The organism is Paenibacillus hebaui, assembly GCF_051934385.1.
Classification (GTDB): Bacteria; Bacillota; Bacilli; order Paenibacillales; family Paenibacillaceae; genus Paenibacillus.
This window is the reverse complement of the sequence record NZ_CP196836.1, coordinates 2,249,292-2,265,853: the sequence shown is the minus strand read 5'-3', so window position 1 is coordinate 2,265,853 and position 16,562 is coordinate 2,249,292. Positions and strand designations below refer to the sequence as shown.

The window sequence follows — 16,562 nt, the reverse complement described above, 5'->3', positions numbered from 1 at the left end:
GATCTCAATTAGGCGAAGCGACCCCATTCGCATCAAATCGAATGCCAGAGGAAAGCTGCGTCATTTGCTCCAGCAGAAGTTTGTTAGCATCATCCAGCATAGGAATCGCTTGACCGAGCCCTGCTTCATAAGGGATAACCTTCATGCTGCATTTTGCATCTGCACTGCATTGTGCCTGAAATACTGCCGTTTTCCAGGTTTCCTCTGTTGTTGATTTTGTGAAAATAAAATTACCCGTACTGTATGCAATCCATTTGCCTTTGTAGTACTCCAGCCCTTGCAGCACATGAGGATGTCCACCGATGACCAGATCCGCACCTGCATCCACGAACTCGTGAGCCAGACGGTTCTGGTCACTATTTGGGGTGCTGACACGTTCCTCTCCCCAGTGGGCGACCACAATGACCAGATCTGCCTTCTTACGTGCCTCCTGAATCGCTTTGACCGCACCGGTGGAATCATAGGCCTCAGCCACGCCAGCCCGATTCCCTTCGGCCTTCCAGCTCGTTTCCGGCACAACTCGGCTGAAACCAAGCAACGCAATCTTCATGCCTTTGCGTTCCAAATACGCAGGTGCATAAGCCTCATCCCTGTTCATACCCGCTCCTGTGTGCGCTATACCATATTCCTTAAGATAGGTTAACGTATCCACCAAACCCTCCACGCCCTGATCCAGAATATGATTATTAGCCAGATTCACGGCATCAAAACCGGCGGAAGCCATGGCGGCCAGCGCCTTAGGCGAAGATTTGTATACATATGTTTTGTCTGCTGCGCTAGTACCACCAAGGGTTACAGGTGTTTCCAGGTTACCAATGGTCAGGTCATCATCCTTGAATAATCTGCCGAGCTTGGCAAAAGGATAATCATAACCGTTCTTATCCAGCAACTCAGCAACTTTACCCGAGAACTGAATATCTCCAACAAAGTTAATGGTTATATTCTTCGCTGAATCGGATGGCTTAGTCGTCTCTGTTCCTTTATTCGTACCTTCATTGCCCTTTGTACTGGAAGGAGTATTGGATTCCGCCGGTTTTTTCGTTCCTGTTACCGGCTTTTCCGTTGTCACGGAGTCTTCTGAATCCGTCTTGTCGGTCCCCACTGAATTCCCCGGTTCTTCTACAGCCTGTTCATCGGAACCTTTCGCATCTGCATCTGAAGCATCGTCTGTCCCCAAATCTGACTCAGGCGAGCTTACTTGATCACCGCCCTTGGTGTCCTTTACATCAGACGGCTCCTGATTCACAATCGTTTCCTTCACCGCCTGATCAGCCTGTTGCCGCTGGTTGCCTGTTGCGTAAATAATGCAGACAAGCCCAATCGTTGTAATCAATAACAGATTGATAACCCAGATGATCCGTCTGCGAGCACGTTTTACTTTCTTCTGCTTTACACTTCGTTTCGATCTTGGGGGATACATAGGCAACTCCTCTTCTTCACAGCAATACTTATCATTATATCAGGCATATTCTGGATTTCCATGATTTCAAAGTAAAAAAAGCTGTCTCTCCAGTAGAAGGAAATATCTACAATCGAGACAGCTCTGGTTTCATCAAAATTACTTCGTCGCAAGCCATTGTGTAGCTTGAACAGACATTTCCTTTGCTTGTCTGATGCAATCAGGCAAGCCTACGCCTTCATAACCAGCACCAGCAATGTACACACCTGGCAGCTTGCTGCCAAGTTCCTCACGAAGGGCGGCAATGTGCTGGAGATGACCCACGGGATACTGTGGCATGGATTTACGAAGCCGTGTAATCTCGGAGAAGATCGGCACTGCTTCAATTCCCATCGTCTCCCGAAGATCTTTAAGCACCAGATCTGTCAGTACATCATCCGGGAGTTCCACGTTCTGTTCATCACCGGAGCGACCGACATAACAGCGGAGCAGTACCTTGTCATCCGGACTGGTATGCAGCCATTTGGTTGATGTCCATGTGCAAGCCGTAATATTGCGGCCTTCTTTCCGCGGAACCAGGAAGCCTGATCCGTCAAAGACATGCTCCACCTCTTTTTTCTCAAAGGCAAGCACGACATTAGCTACAGATACATAGTTAATTGCGTCCAGGGCCGATGTATCAACATGGGGCTGCAAGAGATCCGACGCCACAAATGTAGGTACTGTAATCACCACATCATCCGTATCAAGACACTCACCATTCTCCAGCTCAACACGATATCTGGTCTGAGCCCCATCCTGAACTTCCAGCGATTTCACCGCAGAATTCAGACGCTGGTCTACATCCTGCAATTCATGCACAAGCGCGTGAACCAGGCTCTGCAAGCCCTGACGGAAGTTCAGAAAAGCACTCCGCTTCGTGCCAGTATGCGTCTCCGTCGGCTTGCGGCCTGTCATCATTCCGCGGATCAAACTGCCATAATCCCGCTCCACTTCGCCGAATTGCGGGAAGGTTGCCTGAAGGCTTAATCGACGCATATCACCTGCATAGATCCCAGCAAGCAACGGCTCCGTCAAGTTTTCCAGCACTTCCGCTCCAAGACGGCGTTCGATCATGTAACCGAGCGATTCATCCTCATTCGTACGACGGGGCGGGATTACAAAATCCATCAATGCCCGCAGCTTGCCCGCTGGAGATACCAGACCACTTCTCAGAAATGGTCTTAATTGTGTTGGAATACCGAGAACAAGTCCTGCTGGCATGGGATGCAGCTTGCCACGCTGCATGATATACGTTTTCTTCGATTCCGGATTCTGACTTACCAGCTCATGATCGATTTCCAGCTCTTTGGCCAAATCGATCATTGCTGTTTTGCGAGCCAGGAAAGAATCTGGTCCCTTCTCAATCACGAATCCATCCCGGTGCAGTGTCTCGATCATGCCCCCCATGGACGAGCTTTTCTCGACCAAAGTAATAACGGGCTCAACACCTGCTTCCCGGTAATGCTTACGGATATAAAATGCCGCGCTCAGGCCGGTCAGACCTCCGCCGACAACAACAACACGACGTTTCTGGCCTTCCATTATATAACCGTTCCTTGCTGCCACTGGCTTATAATAACGTCACTTAACGTCTCCATGTAAAGAGGGTCACTATTGAGAGAATCAATCCGCATGAGTCGCATGTCGATCTCTTTTGCAATCGATTTGGCTTCAATGTCCAGATCATAGAGTACCTCCAGATGATCCGAGACGAACCCAATCGGTGCTACAAGTACATCCTCAACCTGTTCACGGGACAGCTCCTGGATCGTGTCCAGAATATCAGGACCCAGCCATGGCTCAGCCGTTCGACCCGCACTTTGCCAAGTGAACTGCCAGTTGGTGATTCCTACCCGGGAAGCAATGACCTCCGAAGTCTCAAGCAATTGCTGCGGATACGGGTCACCCATTTCAACAATTCGTGCTGGCAGGCTGTGGGCACTGAATAGTACTTTAACGTCCCCACGTTTCGCTCCAGCTTCCTCGAAAGCATCCAATTTGGCACTAACACGGGTGGAAAGAGCCTGAATGAGCTTCGGATGCAGATGATAGCTCTCAACGAAAGACATGTGAATGCCCAACTCTTCCGCTTTCTCACGAGCACGCTTAATGTAACTTCCTACACTCATCGTGGAGAAATGCGGTGCCAGCACGATGCCTACCGCTGTCTGAATTCCGTCCTTCGCCATCTGTTCCACGCCATCTTCTATAAACGGATATGCATGTTTCAGACCCTGATAACAACGGAAATCAACCTCTCCGATACGCTCATCCCTGTTCAACGTCTCCTGAAGTGCCTTAACCTGATTATCCGTATTTTCTCGGAGAGGGAATACCCCACCAACGATAGCTTCGTAACGGTCTGTCAGTTCTTTCAGTTGTTCCGGCTCGGGCGGGCGTCCTCTCCGAATATGTGTATAATACGCTTCAATGCTCTCCATATTTTCGGGTGTGCCATACGACATCACCAGTACACCTACAGTATTAGTCATTCGTAACCGTCACCCCAGTCTTCAATGCTTCAGCAGAATATTCATGAACATATGCCGTTAGTTCTCTCAACTTATCAAGAGATGCTTCAGGAAATAGTCCGTGCCCCAGGTTGAAAATATACCCCGGCTCCTTAATTCCTTCGTCAATAATCACTTTGGCTTGCTGCTTGATCAGTTCCATCGGTCCTGTCAGAACATACGGGTCCAGATTGCCTTGCACGGCAAATTTGCCACCAAGGCGTCTGCGTCCCTCGGAAATGGATACTCTCCAGTCCAATCCGATGACATCGGCCTGCAGATCATGCAAGGTTGGCAGCAGTTCACCTGAGGCCACACCAGGGAAATAAATTTTCGGTACATTCAAATCCGATAACTCGGTAAAGATACGGGTAATCGTCGGCAACACATATGTTCTGAAGTCGTTTGGCGAGAGAGCTCCCACCCAGCTGTCGAACAACTGGAATGCCTTGCCACCGTTTGCAATATGCGCACGAACATATGTAATAACCATATCGCCCAGTTTCTGCATCAATCTATGCCACACTTCAGGCTCACTGTACATCATCGTTTTTGTACGGATATACCCTTTGGAAGGTCGACCCTCGATTAGATAACTGGCAATGGTAAAAGGCGCACCAGCAAATGTAATCAGCGGTACATCCAGTTCTTTGTCCAGAATGCGGATCGTCTCTAGAATATGCGATAGGTCTCCTTCAACGTCTATGGGACGCAGGCGGTCCACATCAGCAGCTGTCCGGATTGGATTGTCTATTACCGGTCCAATATTTTTTACAATGTCAAAATCAATGCCAAGCGACGCAACCGGATTCATAATATCGGAATACAAAATAGCCGCATCCACACCGACTTTACGTACCGGCATGAGTGTAACTTCAGCTGCTAGCTCAGGTTGACGGCAAATTTCGAGCAAAGAATACTTTTCCTTAATTTTGCGATATTCGGGATCATAACGTCCAGCCTGACGCATGTACCACACGGGAACACGGTCCACCTGTTGTTTGAAGCTGGCCCGAATCAGACGATCATTATAGCTCATGTAAGAAGCCTCCAATAGTTTTTGGACTCATAATTATCATTATGCCCTTTTTGAAGAGCAGTAACAACCACATGCCGTTGTGTTCCGTTGACAATACTATGACATTCCTTACATCCCTCTCTCCATATGCCAATTATGTTATAATGAAAGAATCGTGTTTTTTCACAAATTACAGAAAAGGTCAGAAAGGAAGTGAAAGCACTTTGAAAACGTGGAAAGTGAATCTCATTGTGCTTTGGTTCGGACAATTTCTGGTCAATTCGGGCATGACCATGATTACCCCTTTTTTATCCCTTTATCTCGCCAGGGATCTAGGCGTTGTTGGTGAGCATGAAATCGGCATCTGGGCGGGATTTATATTTGCTGCCAATTTCCTCACCTCATTTTTGTTCCAACCGCTGTGGGGCAAGTTGTCCGACAAATACGGCCGAAAAATTATGCTCCTGCGTTCCGGATTCGGGATGGCGATTGTGATCGCCCTGATGGGTTTTGCACAGAACCCGTGGCAGCTTCTCTTATTGCGCCTGCTTAATGGTACGATCTCCGGCTTCAACCCAGCAGCTGTCGCCCTGATCTCGGGCACAACGCCGAAGGATCGCATGGGCTTCGCCATGGGGATCAGTCAGTCCGGCCAGGTCGCCGGTACAATTCTGGGCCCGCTCATTGGCGGTCTGCTAGCTGATGCGGTTGGCTTCCGCCCTATCTTCTATATTACAGGCGGACTGATCTTTGCAGCATCCATGCTAGCGATGTTCCTGGTACGGGAGACCTTTGACCGAAAAGAAGCGGCTAAACTGCCGGAACAATCTGTTTTATCCGGTTTGAAAGAATTGAATAAATCCCCTCAGCTGCCTGCGCTATTCGCTGTAACGTTTTTGTTGCAGTTTGCCATGATCAGCCCCATGTCACTCTTGCCGCTGTATGTACAGAAATTGCATGCTTCGGATGTAAATGTGGCGTTCTGGGCAGGACTTGTTGGCGCAGTCACCGGACTATCCAATATGGCTATGTCCCCGATTCTCGGGAAGCTCAGTGACAGGATAGGTTCACACAAGGTACTTACGTTCTCTCTTATAGGAACAGGGCTCATGCTTATCCCACAGGCCTTTGTGCAGACCGTATGGCAACTCATCATCGTGCGTTTCATGATGGGTGTGTTCATGGGTGGACTGCTGCCGAGCGTCAACGCGCTTATTCGCTCCTACACGCCAGATAGCATGCTCAGCCGTGCTTTCAGTTTCAATACAAGCACACTGGCACTGGGCAACATGCTTGGAGCCATCATTGGCGGTTTTATGGCTGGCTTTATCGGCATTGAAGGACTGTTCATCGTCTCTGGCGGACTATTGCTGCTCAATATGGTGTGGGTACGATTCAAACTGTACAAGAAGCCTCCATTGATCAGGGAATCCTGATGCTCGATTCAACTTATATGGACTCCTAAGAAAAGCCGCTTTCAGTGCCCATCAGGCGTGAAAGCGGCTTTTGGCATTTATTTTATTCAAACCTCTACATGAATTTATGGAGTCTAGTGGCTTACGAATTGAATCGGGTATTCTTTGACTCCAAATACAAAGGGACTCTGAATCGGCTGCAAAACGGTTTCCGGCACTAGCTGAATATTCTCCATCTGCCGAAGCATGGTCTGAAGCACAACCCTCGCCTCCAGCCTTGCCAGTGGTGCACCGAGACAAAAATGAATTCCAAACCCAAAACCCATATGTCTGTTCGGTTTGCGATCAGGCACAAACCTGTCCGACTGATCGAATTGGGCAGCATCCCGATTGGCCGAACCAACCCAGGCAATCACCTGTTCCCCGGCCTGGATCGTCTGTCCATTCAATTCCACGGTCTCTTTGGCAACACGTCCAATAGCCACAATCGGCGGATAATACCGCAAGGTTTCCTCTACTGCAGTAGGGACAAGTTCAGGATGCTCAAGTAGCTGCTGCTGAATTTCTGGTTGTTCTGACAGAATACGAACCGCGTTGGCAATCAGATTGGTTGTGGTTTCATTGCCGGCAACAAGCAGCAAGATACAGAATCCGATCACTTCCTCCGAAGTGAGCTTCTCCCCTTCAATCTCTGCAGCAAGCAGCAAGGAGATCAGGTCATCCTTCGGCTGCTGACGTCTATCTTCCATGATGGCCGTAAAATAGCTCGCCAGTTCCTGTTGATTCTTTTTCTTTTCTTCCATCATTTGTTGAAAGGCTCCGTCGCTGTCATCCTGTGCACCCATCACCAATGCATCCGACCAGTCTTTGAACTTCTGGCGATCTGAGGCAGGGACTCCAATCAATTCAGCGATCACAATAACGGGAAGGGGGGCGGCAAGATCCTTGACAAGATGCATGCGGCCTTCTGACAGATGTGGAATCAGTAACTCATCGGCGATTTGCTGAATACGCGGAGCCAATGCTTCAATTGCCTTTGGTGTAAACGCCTGATTGACCAGATCCCGCAACTGCTTGTGTTTTGGCGGGTCTGTGGTGAGCATGGTGGCTTTAGCACGATCACGTTCGGAAGAGAACAGTTTGGGGTTCTTCAACACATATTGCACATCTTCATAGCGAAAAATATCCCAGCATTCTCGATGCTTGTCATAGCGGACTGGAGTGTTGTCACGAAGTTCAGCGTACACCTGGAAGGGTGATAATTGCAGCTCCACTGCTTCCAGTTCCCGGATCGGAATGAAATTTGCATACTTTCTGGGTGCTCGGTTCATCGTTTCTCCTCCAATCAGTAATATATATTTATTGACATATTAAAATTACACTTTATATTATAAACTCAAGTTAATCGTCCTACAAATATTTGACTATAATTGAGCCCCTTTTCCTAGGATGCTTTACAAAAATCGTCAGATCTTGACAACCTGCACTGGATTTTGGACCTACTCGCTTCCGCTATAGACTTTTCTGCAACATCCCTTTGTTCAACGTTCCATACCTTGGTAGGGCCAATGAACCAATATTATATAAATCAATGTTATACGATATACATGTTATATAAAATGACATATTAAACCTATGAACATCTTTAAATCCGCGATATCCACACTGTATACCCTCTCAATATTTATTCAACAAACCTCATAAATACACAATATACTCGTTTTATCTATGAATGTAACCGATTACTCTACCTTTTTCATTGTTTGTTATATTAATTGACATGTAATACAATCAATATGACTCATATACATATATTCTGTATAAACATCACATGATACTAACCTGAAGGAGAGTGCTTTTCATGAAAAAAACTTCAAATCTTCGTCCTTGGGCTGTATGGAGCACAGCTGCTTTGACGGCACTGACCCTTTCCCTGTCCCCAATCGGAACCTATGCGGCTCAGGCGGTTACGGTAGAAGTGAGTGGTACAACAGGTGCAGTTCAGACTGCCTCATCCACTCCGGCTCGCAATACGACCATCCCTGCCGTATCGGATACTTTCAAACAATCGGCTCTGCCTAATGTTCTGGTCATTGGAACGGGTGGTACGATTGCAGGTCAATCCGAGGATGCCACCAGCTTCCAGAACTACAAGGCGGGTACGCTTCCGATTGCACAAATGGTCGACGCCTTGCCGGACAAACAGAAGATTGCAGATGTGAGCACACTCCAATTCGGAAATTCAGGTTCAGGCTCATATACGATGTCTGATCTCTATGACCTGTCCCAGACCGTAGACAAGGCACTTGCACAATATGACAGCGTAGTGGTTACCACGGGTACAGATACCATGGAGGAGATTGCCTATTTCCTCGACATGACCGTCCAGAGTAACAAACCGGTCGTGATCACAGGCTCCATGCGTCCGTGGACGGTCATCGGCTCGGATGCGCAAGCCAATCTGTACAACGCGATCAAACTCGCAGGCAGCGGGCGTACCAAATCATTTGGGACGGTGCTGATGTTGAATGACACCATCCAACTCGCTCGTGGCGTGACCAAGACGAATGATTATCGAACAGATACGTTTGAAACACCGATGCTGGGCGCTGTAGGTTATATTGATGAGACTAATATTCGGATCTACCGCGCTCCTGCACGTGCCCTGAAGCCTGAAGGCACAGCGAAGCCAGCGTTCGACCTGAGCAAAATTACGAAGGCAGACCTCGCCAAAGTCGAAATTGCAATCTCGTATCAGGAAGCTGGCGGCGGAGCCATTGAAGGATTCGTAAGCAGTGGTGCCAAAGGAATCGTGACCTCCGGTACTGGAGCAGGAGGCATTTCCAAAGCGATGGGACAAGCTCGCACCAAAGCAATTGAGGACGGCGTGATCTTCGTGACCACAACCCGGACCGGTTCGGGGAGTGTATATGGCGGAGGGAAAGGTATTATTGCCGGAGACAACCTCAGCCCTCAACAAGCTCGTGTATTGTTAATGCTTGGACTGTCCTTCAGTAATGATTTTGACACAATCAAAAAATGGTTCGAAACATACGGAACACCGGAAGTATAAGCAAGCACTCCTAACTTTATTTCATACAAGAAGCAAAACAAATAAGCAAAACAAGAGACGTTTCATTCCCTGTTACTCGGGTGTTGACCGTCTCTTGTTCTATAGAAATGAAAAAAACCTCTGTCAGACCTCATTCACACCGTCGCAAGTTGCAACAGCGCAAATGTAGATCCATCAGAGGTGATGTGCGATAAGCTCGTATTCTCACTTTACCCAGGCTAGTGCCAGACCATCATAATCCGGCAGCATCGTTGTAACGAGGCGCGGATCACTCGCCATCTGTTCATTAAATCGACGAACGGCAAGTACTGCTGGTCCCTGCTTGTCCTGATTCAACGTACGACCACGAAGGAAACAGTTATCACCCACAATGACAGCACCTGGCCGAGCCAGCTTGATGGCATAGTCAAGATATACCGGATAATTTTCCTTGTCTGCGTCAATAAAGAAGAAATCGAATGTGCGACCTTCCTGTTCCAATTGCTCCAGGCTGTCTGCCGCCGGACCAATCCGGTACTCTACCTTTTCACCAAAACCGCCTTCTTCCAGATGACCACGCGCCATTGCCGCATATTCCTCTTTCAGTTCCAGCGAGGTCAGGGTTCCATCCTCACGCAAGCCGCGTGCAATGCAGATCCCACTGTAACCGCCCAACACGCCGATTTCGAGCGCAGCTTCCGCTTTGGATGTCTTGGCTAGAAACGTGAGCAGACGTCCATACGCCGCAGCAACCGAAACTTCCGGCATGCCGTTCGAACGGATGGCCTCTTTCACTTTCAGCAAAAGATCATCCTCTTGAAATAATTGATTTACATATTCGTCAGGGGTCAGATTCACCACTAAAATCCTCCTTGGACACTTGGACTGCTTTCCATATGGATGCCAATGTTCTATAATAAATGTTTGTTGTCAAACACAGGCGGTTGACTGCTGCATCACCTTGAAAGATGAACGCATACGTTCACCGCATTTCTCATTGTAAGTTTTTTCACGGAAAGCGGCAAGGCCGCGCCGTCACTATACAGCTGAGAGAAGGATATTCCTTCTCCGGCTTGAAATGGAGTTGAAATGAATCACATGGCTCAATTGCAATTGATTGCGACCTCGGCGATGGGACTCGAGGCTGTTGTCGCCCGGGAACTGAAGCAACTGGGGTATGAGGATGTTACGATCGACAATGGCCGAGTTTTCTTCACTGGAGATTTTATTGATATTTGCCGGTGTAATCTGTGGCTGAGAAGTTCGGATCGCGTATTGGTGAAAATGGGTGAATTCCCTGCTACGACATTCGACGAATTGTTTGAAGGCACCAAAGCACTGCCTTGGGAAGAGTGGATTCCAGCCGACGGCGAATTTCCTGTAGAGGGTCGCTCCCAAAAATCCCAGTTGAGCAGCGTGCCTGCATCGCAAGGGATCGTGAAGAAAGCAATCGTAGAGAAGTTGAAGCTGACTTATGACACAGAGTGGTTCCCCGAGGATGGGTCTCGTTATGTGATTGAGGTCATTCTGCTGAACGATCGCGCCCTGCTTACTTTAGATACGACGGGACCAGGTCTGCACAAACGGGGTTATCGTAAACTCGTAACCGAAGCGCCACTCAAAGAAACGCTTGCTGCAGCTCTTATTCAGCTCAGTCGCTGGAATGTATCCCGCCCCTTTTATGATCCATGCTGTGGATCAGGCACAATGCTGATCGAAGCCGCTATGATCGGCTGGAACATTGCACCAGGACTTCGTCGGACCTTCAACTCCGAGAACTGGGCTGTCATTCCTGAAGAACTATGGGAACAAGCGCGTGAAGAAGCATTCGATGCTGTGCGTGACGATATCCCGTTACAGATTTCAGGTAGCGATATCGATCCGGAAGCCATCGAAGTGGCTCAGGCAGCAATCAAGAGTGCCGGCTTCGCCAAAGATATTGAAGTCAGCGTTCTGCCGGCGCACCGCGCAAGACCTCAGGGCGAATATGGTGTCATTATTACCAACCCCCCATATGGTGAGCGTTTGAGTGAAGAGAAGGAAGTTCAGAAGCTGCTCCGCACATTAGGGCGCAGTTACCTCGAAATGCCGACATGGTCCTTTTTTGCGATCACATCGACCAAAGCTTTCGAAGATTATTTCGGTCACAAGGCAGACAAGCGTCGTAAATTGTTCAACGGACGAATTGAGACCCAGTACTATCAGTATTTGGGCCCACTGCCTCCACGAAATAAAACACCACAATCTTCTTAATCAATGCCAATACAAAGTGCTCCTGCCATCCATGGCTGGGGCGCTTTTTTAGTGCGCTCTTCTGATCATATGAATTGGCCTTCATCGGCTTTCCTTGGACAGAATTCGATTCTACCAGAGGCATAGTTGAAAAGCCATGAGGCCACGCTATAATGAATGGAGCCCTATTTTACATTCCGATAACAAAACAACGAAAGCAAGGGGGACATACATAATGGTTGTCACTCGGCCTACGCGCAGCTCTATGACACGCGGGCTTCTGAATCATCCACTAACGTTATATCTTATTTTTCTTGTGTTCATGCTGCTTAAACTCATGTGGCTCCATCACAATCTTCACGCCTATAATATTACGATGGAACTTCTGGATAAAGTCATTGCCATTGGTTCACTATTACTCCTGTCCTTCTGGACCTGGTGGCTGCCTCGCCGCGGCATGGTCATATCACTCGTCGTGCTCAATCTGCTGCTCACCGCACTGATCTATGCGGATATGGTTTATTATCGCTATTTTCAGGATTTCTTGACCATTCCGGTATTGTTGCAGGCGAGACAAGTTGACGCATTGGGCGACAGTATTGCTACGCTGATCTACACAAGTGATCTCTGGTTCTTTGCCGATTGGCTTGTTGTCATTCCGTTCGCGGCTATCGTGCTGTTCAGCAGACGTTATCGTTCGGAACACTCCGGTCCATATGTTAAAAGCTATGGGAGTTATACATCGAGCGACAGCAAGGCGCGGATGCGCCACCGTCTCACCGCTGGGAGTATTGCCCTTGTGCTGGGGCTGGGACTCGCAGTCGGCCCGATCTATTTCTACAGCAAAACCTGGGCCAAAGGGTTGTTCGATAACAACTGGTGGAATGTATCCATGTACAACGTTACCGGACTGCTCGCTTTTCATGGCTATGATCTGTACAGCTATGCCAAAGATCATATCGGTTCAGGACCAGAGGTTGATCCGGCCGATCTGGAACAGGTGCGGGCTTATTTCAAGGACAGACAATACGCACCTCCCCTAAACGATGCGATGTTTGGCAAGTACAAAGACAGCAATGTCATCATTGTGCAGGGTGAAGCGTTCATGAATTTCATGATTGGCCAGACCATTGGTGGTCAGGAAATTACGCCTCATTTTAACAAGTTGATGAAGGAAAGCCAGTACTACAGCCACTTTTATCATCAGACAGGTCAGGGCCGAACGTCGGATGCCGACTTTGGAGCCAATATTTCTTTGCATCCTTTGCCGGTTGGGTCCGCTTTTGTCCGTTTCGCAGACCATACCTATGATTCCCTGCCTTCTATCCTGAAGGAAAATGGTTACAGCACCAATGTATTTCATGCCTATGAGAGCGGATTCTGGAATCGTTATACGATGTATCAGAATATGAAGTACGACAAGTTTTACAGTAAAAATGATTATGTTCAGGATGATCCACTTGGTTGGTCTCTGTCTGATGAGTCCTTTTTCCGCCAATCGGTTGAGAAAATGAGCAGTGAAGTGACCAAACCGTTTTATTCATTTCTCATCACACTCACCAGTCACCATCCGTATGCACTACCACAAGATAAACAGCAATTAGATGTTGGTGAGTTCAAAGGAACGATGTTTGGTAACTATCTGCAATCGGTTCATTACGTCGATTCCGCGTTGGGAAGTATGGTGGAGGATCTGAAGAACCGGGGATTATGGGACAAAACGATATTTATGTTCTATGGTGATCACGATAATTCCATTAAAGAACAGCCACAGTATGAGCAATTTCTCGGACGCTCGCTGAACGATCTAGATATGGAGCAGATCATGAACGAGGTGCCATTACTTGTGCATTTACCGGACGGAGCTGATGCTGGAGTGATCGATAAACCATCAGGACAACTGGACATCACTCCTTCCGTACTTCATTTGCTTGGCTTATCCGATCAGTCCTACTATCATATGGGCAATGATGTGTACGACGGGTCCTCTCGAATGGTGGTCCTGCGCAGCAGCGCATTCTCAGATGGTTCCGTATTTTATATTCCATCTGATGATTATATCTACGAGAACGGTTCTTGTTATGACCTGCCCACACGTACCAAAACGGATATTAATGCTTGTCGTTCCGGTTATACCGAAGCCACGAAGCGACTGCATGTATCCGATACGCTCAATACGTATGACTTGATCTCACGCTTCCGCGAGGAACAAACGTCGGGCTCATCATCCTAAAACACAGGTCCGTACACTGACGAAGCTATTTATAGCCCATTTTAGAAATCCACCCAAAGTAAAAATAAAAGGAGCTATAGACGTTATGATGACATCACCTACAGATCCATTCCATATTGAACAAAAGCTGTTTGAAGAAGCTGCACATTTTGTTAAGCAACGCTACCCTCAAGGCTGGGGCGGCGCGGCTGCCGTTTATACCGAAGCCGGTTCGCTGTTAATCAGCGTGTCTCCAGAAGTAATCAATGATGCCACGCATCTGTGTATGGAAACAGGTGCCTACCTGGAAGCTCATAAATTAAATGAGCGGGTCACCCACTCGATCTGTGTGGCTCGAGATGATGAGCATGCTGAATTCAAGGTTCTCACACCCTGTGGAGTTTGCCAGGAACGATTGTTTTTCTGGGGAGAAGATGTCAAAGCAGCCGTATACAATCCGGATGGAGCATTAATTTACAAGAGGTTGGACGAGATTCAGCCTTATCATTGGACCAAGGCATACCGGGATCAGAAATAAGTTAAAGTTGGCTGAATCCACACCTTGCGAATTATAGAAAGTCGCTATATAATTGTAACTATATTAGTTTCATTTATAATGATGGAGGTTTTACGATGAATATTGAAATATGGTCCGACTTTATGTGTCCTTTCTGTTATATTGGCAAACGTCGTCTGGAGAATGTACTGGCACAATTCCCACACCGCGAGGAAGTGAAATTACAGTTCAAAAGTTTTGAACTTGATCCAAATGCTGAACTGAATAGCGGCAAGACCAACGCGGAATATCTGGCTGCCAAATACAATATGAGTGTGGAGCAGGCACAGGGTATGAATGCCCAGATGAATGCCAATGCTCGCACGGCCGGGCTGGAATACAACATCGATGCCATGATCCCTACGAACTCCTTCTCAGCTCACCGATTGACGCACTGGGCTGAGACGCAAGGAAAAATGCTTGAGCTGAGCGAACGTCTGTTTCAAGCCATTTTCATGGAAGGTAAACATGTCGGCCATACCGATGTAATGATCCAGTTGGCTGAGCAAGTGGGTCTGGATGGCAATGCAGCAGCGGCTGTGTTGTCCAGCGATCAATTTAGTGACAATGTCCGTGCTGACCAGGCCGAAGGCGAGCAATTGGGCATCCGCGGTGTACCCTTCTTCGTATTCGATCGCAAGTTCGCCGTATCTGGCGCCCAGCCTGACGAGGTATTCCTGGATGCTATCCAGAAAGCTTGGGACGAGCGTTCCCCTTTCACGATGGTTGAATCCACCACAGCTGGCGCTGAAGGCAATGGTGTGTGCACCGAAGATGGCTGCGAAGTGCCGCAACCTGATCCATCCAAATAATACAAAAAAAGCAGCAGGATCAAGGGATACTCCCCTGATCCTGCTGCTTTTTTATACTTCCTTTACCCATTCAATATAAGATGAGTTCATAATTCACACCATAACGGAGAGGGCAGAACAAATCTGGAGAAGCGGAGCTAAAAGCTTTCTGAAAGAAAGCTGCATCGGAAGCATATGCTTCGCATTTATCACTGGATTTTTCCCTTTGAAGAAAGGGAATCAATAAGATCCGGGGATAACGGCGATCGTAAGATTGTTCTGCACACGTAGTGATCCAGTGTAATGGATTATGATTACATCTTAAATCACGACGAACGATCCGTAACCGGAACATCCACAAGCGGATCATTAAACACTTATTTTAGGATTGAGCTCCTCACTCAATCCCAAAACAGCTGATCCGGATGTGGCCCCGTCCGCTTATCCGCATCCATCGCATCAATCAGCTTCAATTCATCCGGGGTCAATTCAAAGTCAAAAATATCTGCATTCTCGCGTATCCGCTCCGGTGTAACGGACTTCGGAATCGTTACGATCTGGTTCTGAATATCCCAGCGCAGAATAATCTGTGCCGGCGTTTTCCCGTATTTTTGCGCCAGACTTTTCAAGGTTGATTCCTTATTCAATTTCCCTCTCATAATGGGACTCCATGCCTCCAGCTGAATACCCTGTTCGCCGCAGAAATCCTGCAACTCCTGTTGAATCAGACCCGGATGCAGCTCCACCTGATTCACCGCAGGTACCGTTCCACCTTCATCTATGATATCGCGCAGATGGTGTACTTCAAAATTACTCACACCTATCGCACGGATGCTTCCTTCGCTATACAGACGTTCGAATGCTCTCCACGTCTCCTTGTACTGGTCTCTGCCTGGCCAGTGAATTAAGTATAAATCAATCACATTCAATCCAAGCGCCTTTTGACTGGCCTCAAATGCTCTTAAGGTCGAATCAAATCCCTGATCCTCATTCCAGAGCTTGGTCGTCACAAACAGTTCGTTACGAGCAATACCGCTGCTCGCAATAGCTTGTCCAACTTCCTCTTCATTTCCATAAACGGACGCGGTATCAATACTTCGATATCCCACTTCCAGTGCAGTCTCCACCGCTTGCTGTACTTCTTTGCCCTTCGCTCGATAGGTCCCAAATCCCAGCCATGGCATCGTCACGCCGTTGTTCAGAATCGTACAATCTGTAATATGTTTTGTCATTCTGTACCTCCTGTGTGAAATTTGCCTGCTCTTGGTCTATTAACCTTCTCACCAAATTTTAAGCGGCACTTCACATACAGTTTGAAATTGATCCATTTCTCGG

The 16,562-nt window shown here is 47.9% G+C and carries 13 protein-coding genes; 6 read left to right on the top strand and 7 right to left on the bottom strand.

Features of this window, described 5'->3' with window-relative positions:
* Positions 1-4: 4 nt before the first annotated feature.
* From ACR32F_RS10425 to hemE, 4 genes are all read right to left on the bottom strand, one after another.
* Positions 5-1,420, bottom strand: coding sequence for a CapA family protein (locus ACR32F_RS10425; RefSeq protein ID WP_440118640.1), 1,416 nt, complete (start codon positions 1,418-1,420; stop codon positions 5-7).
* A 138-nt stretch (positions 1,421-1,558) separates the two neighbouring features.
* The gene (hemY, locus tag ACR32F_RS10420) at positions 1,559-2,983 is read right to left on the bottom strand and encodes a protoporphyrinogen oxidase (protein WP_440118638.1); all 1,425 of its coding nucleotides are present in this window, start codon (positions 2,981-2,983) and stop codon (positions 1,559-1,561) included.
* Positions 2,983-3,933: a ferrochelatase gene (gene hemH / locus ACR32F_RS10415; protein ID WP_440118636.1), complete on the bottom strand. Its 951-nt coding sequence runs from the start codon at positions 3,931-3,933 to the stop codon at positions 2,983-2,985. The genes hemY and hemH overlap by 1 nt, the downstream gene beginning before the upstream one ends.
* The gene (hemE, locus tag ACR32F_RS10410; protein WP_440118634.1) at positions 3,926-4,990 is read right to left on the bottom strand and encodes a uroporphyrinogen decarboxylase; all 1,065 of its coding nucleotides are present in this window, start codon (positions 4,988-4,990) and stop codon (positions 3,926-3,928) included. The genes hemH and hemE overlap by 8 nt, the downstream gene beginning before the upstream one ends.
* 203 nt (positions 4,991-5,193) lie before the next feature.
* Between hemE and ACR32F_RS10405 the strand changes: the two genes are divergently transcribed.
* Positions 5,194-6,405 (top strand): MFS transporter, encoded by a 1,212-nt coding sequence (locus ACR32F_RS10405; protein ID WP_440118632.1) that lies wholly within the window; start codon positions 5,194-5,196, stop codon positions 6,403-6,405.
* 113 nt (positions 6,406-6,518) lie between these two features.
* Here the strand turns inward: ACR32F_RS10405 and ACR32F_RS10400 are convergent, their stop codons facing one another.
* On the bottom strand, positions 6,519-7,715 hold the full coding sequence (locus tag ACR32F_RS10400) for a cytochrome P450 (RefSeq protein WP_440118630.1): 1,197 nt from the start codon (positions 7,713-7,715) through the stop codon (positions 6,519-6,521).
* Between the two features lie 530 nt (positions 7,716-8,245).
* On the opposite strand from ACR32F_RS10400, the gene ACR32F_RS10395 reads away from it, so the two are divergent.
* Positions 8,246-9,457 (top strand): asparaginase, encoded by a 1,212-nt coding sequence (locus tag ACR32F_RS10395; RefSeq protein WP_440118628.1) that lies wholly within the window; start codon positions 8,246-8,248, stop codon positions 9,455-9,457.
* A gap of 204 nt (positions 9,458-9,661) precedes the next feature.
* Here the strand turns inward: ACR32F_RS10395 and ACR32F_RS10390 are convergent, their stop codons facing one another.
* Positions 9,662-10,294: an O-methyltransferase gene (locus ACR32F_RS10390; protein ID WP_440118626.1), complete on the bottom strand. Its 633-nt coding sequence runs from the start codon at positions 10,292-10,294 to the stop codon at positions 9,662-9,664.
* 240 nt (positions 10,295-10,534) lie between these two features.
* Here ACR32F_RS10390 and ACR32F_RS10385 point away from each other — a divergent pair, with 240 nt between their 5' ends.
* The 4 genes from ACR32F_RS10385 (at position 10,535) to ACR32F_RS10370 (ending at position 15,248) form a co-directional block, all read left to right on the top strand.
* On the top strand, positions 10,535-11,689 hold the full coding sequence (locus ACR32F_RS10385; RefSeq protein WP_440119765.1) for a THUMP domain-containing class I SAM-dependent RNA methyltransferase: 1,155 nt from the start codon (positions 10,535-10,537) through the stop codon (positions 11,687-11,689).
* A 214-nt stretch (positions 11,690-11,903) separates the two neighbouring features.
* Complete coding sequence (locus ACR32F_RS10380) at positions 11,904-13,901, top strand: LTA synthase family protein (protein WP_440118624.1); 1,998 nt, start codon at positions 11,904-11,906, stop codon at positions 13,899-13,901.
* An 88-nt stretch (positions 13,902-13,989) separates the two neighbouring features.
* Positions 13,990-14,418, top strand: a complete 429-nt coding sequence (locus tag ACR32F_RS10375) for a cytidine deaminase (protein ID WP_440119763.1) — start codon at positions 13,990-13,992, stop codon at positions 14,416-14,418.
* A 95-nt stretch (positions 14,419-14,513) separates the two neighbouring features.
* Positions 14,514-15,248, top strand: coding sequence for a DsbA family oxidoreductase (locus ACR32F_RS10370; RefSeq protein WP_440118622.1), 735 nt, complete (start codon positions 14,514-14,516; stop codon positions 15,246-15,248).
* A gap of 380 nt (positions 15,249-15,628) precedes the next feature.
* Here the strand turns inward: ACR32F_RS10370 and ACR32F_RS10365 are convergent, their stop codons facing one another.
* Positions 15,629-16,459, bottom strand: a complete 831-nt coding sequence (locus tag ACR32F_RS10365) for an aldo/keto reductase (RefSeq protein WP_440118620.1) — start codon at positions 16,457-16,459, stop codon at positions 15,629-15,631.
* Positions 16,460-16,562 lie beyond the last annotated feature (103 nt).

Coding starts and splice junctions, on each gene's coding strand:
- ACR32F_RS10425 (WP_440118640.1), bottom strand. CDS start 1,420: ATGTATCCCCCAAGATCGAAACGAAGTGTAAAGCAGAAGAAAGTAAAA.
- hemY (WP_440118638.1), bottom strand. CDS start 2,983: ATGGAAGGCCAGAAACGTCGTGTTGTTGTTGTCGGCGGAGGTCTGACC.
- hemH (WP_440118636.1), bottom strand. CDS start 3,933: ATGACTAATACTGTAGGTGTACTGGTGATGTCGTATGGCACACCCGAA.
- hemE (WP_440118634.1), bottom strand. CDS start 4,990: ATGAGCTATAATGATCGTCTGATTCGGGCCAGCTTCAAACAACAGGTG.
- ACR32F_RS10400 (WP_440118630.1), bottom strand. CDS start 7,715: ATGAACCGAGCACCCAGAAAGTATGCAAATTTCATTCCGATCCGGGAA.
- ACR32F_RS10395 (WP_440118628.1), top strand. CDS start 8,246: ATGAAAAAAACTTCAAATCTTCGTCCTTGGGCTGTATGGAGCACAGCT.
- ACR32F_RS10385 (WP_440119765.1), top strand. CDS start 10,535: ATGGCTCAATTGCAATTGATTGCGACCTCGGCGATGGGACTCGAGGCT.
- ACR32F_RS10380 (WP_440118624.1), top strand. CDS start 11,904: ATGGTTGTCACTCGGCCTACGCGCAGCTCTATGACACGCGGGCTTCTG.
- ACR32F_RS10375 (WP_440119763.1), top strand. CDS start 13,990: ATGACATCACCTACAGATCCATTCCATATTGAACAAAAGCTGTTTGAA.
- ACR32F_RS10370 (WP_440118622.1), top strand. CDS start 14,514: ATGAATATTGAAATATGGTCCGACTTTATGTGTCCTTTCTGTTATATT.
- ACR32F_RS10365 (WP_440118620.1), bottom strand. CDS start 16,459: ATGACAAAACATATTACAGATTGTACGATTCTGAACAACGGCGTGACG.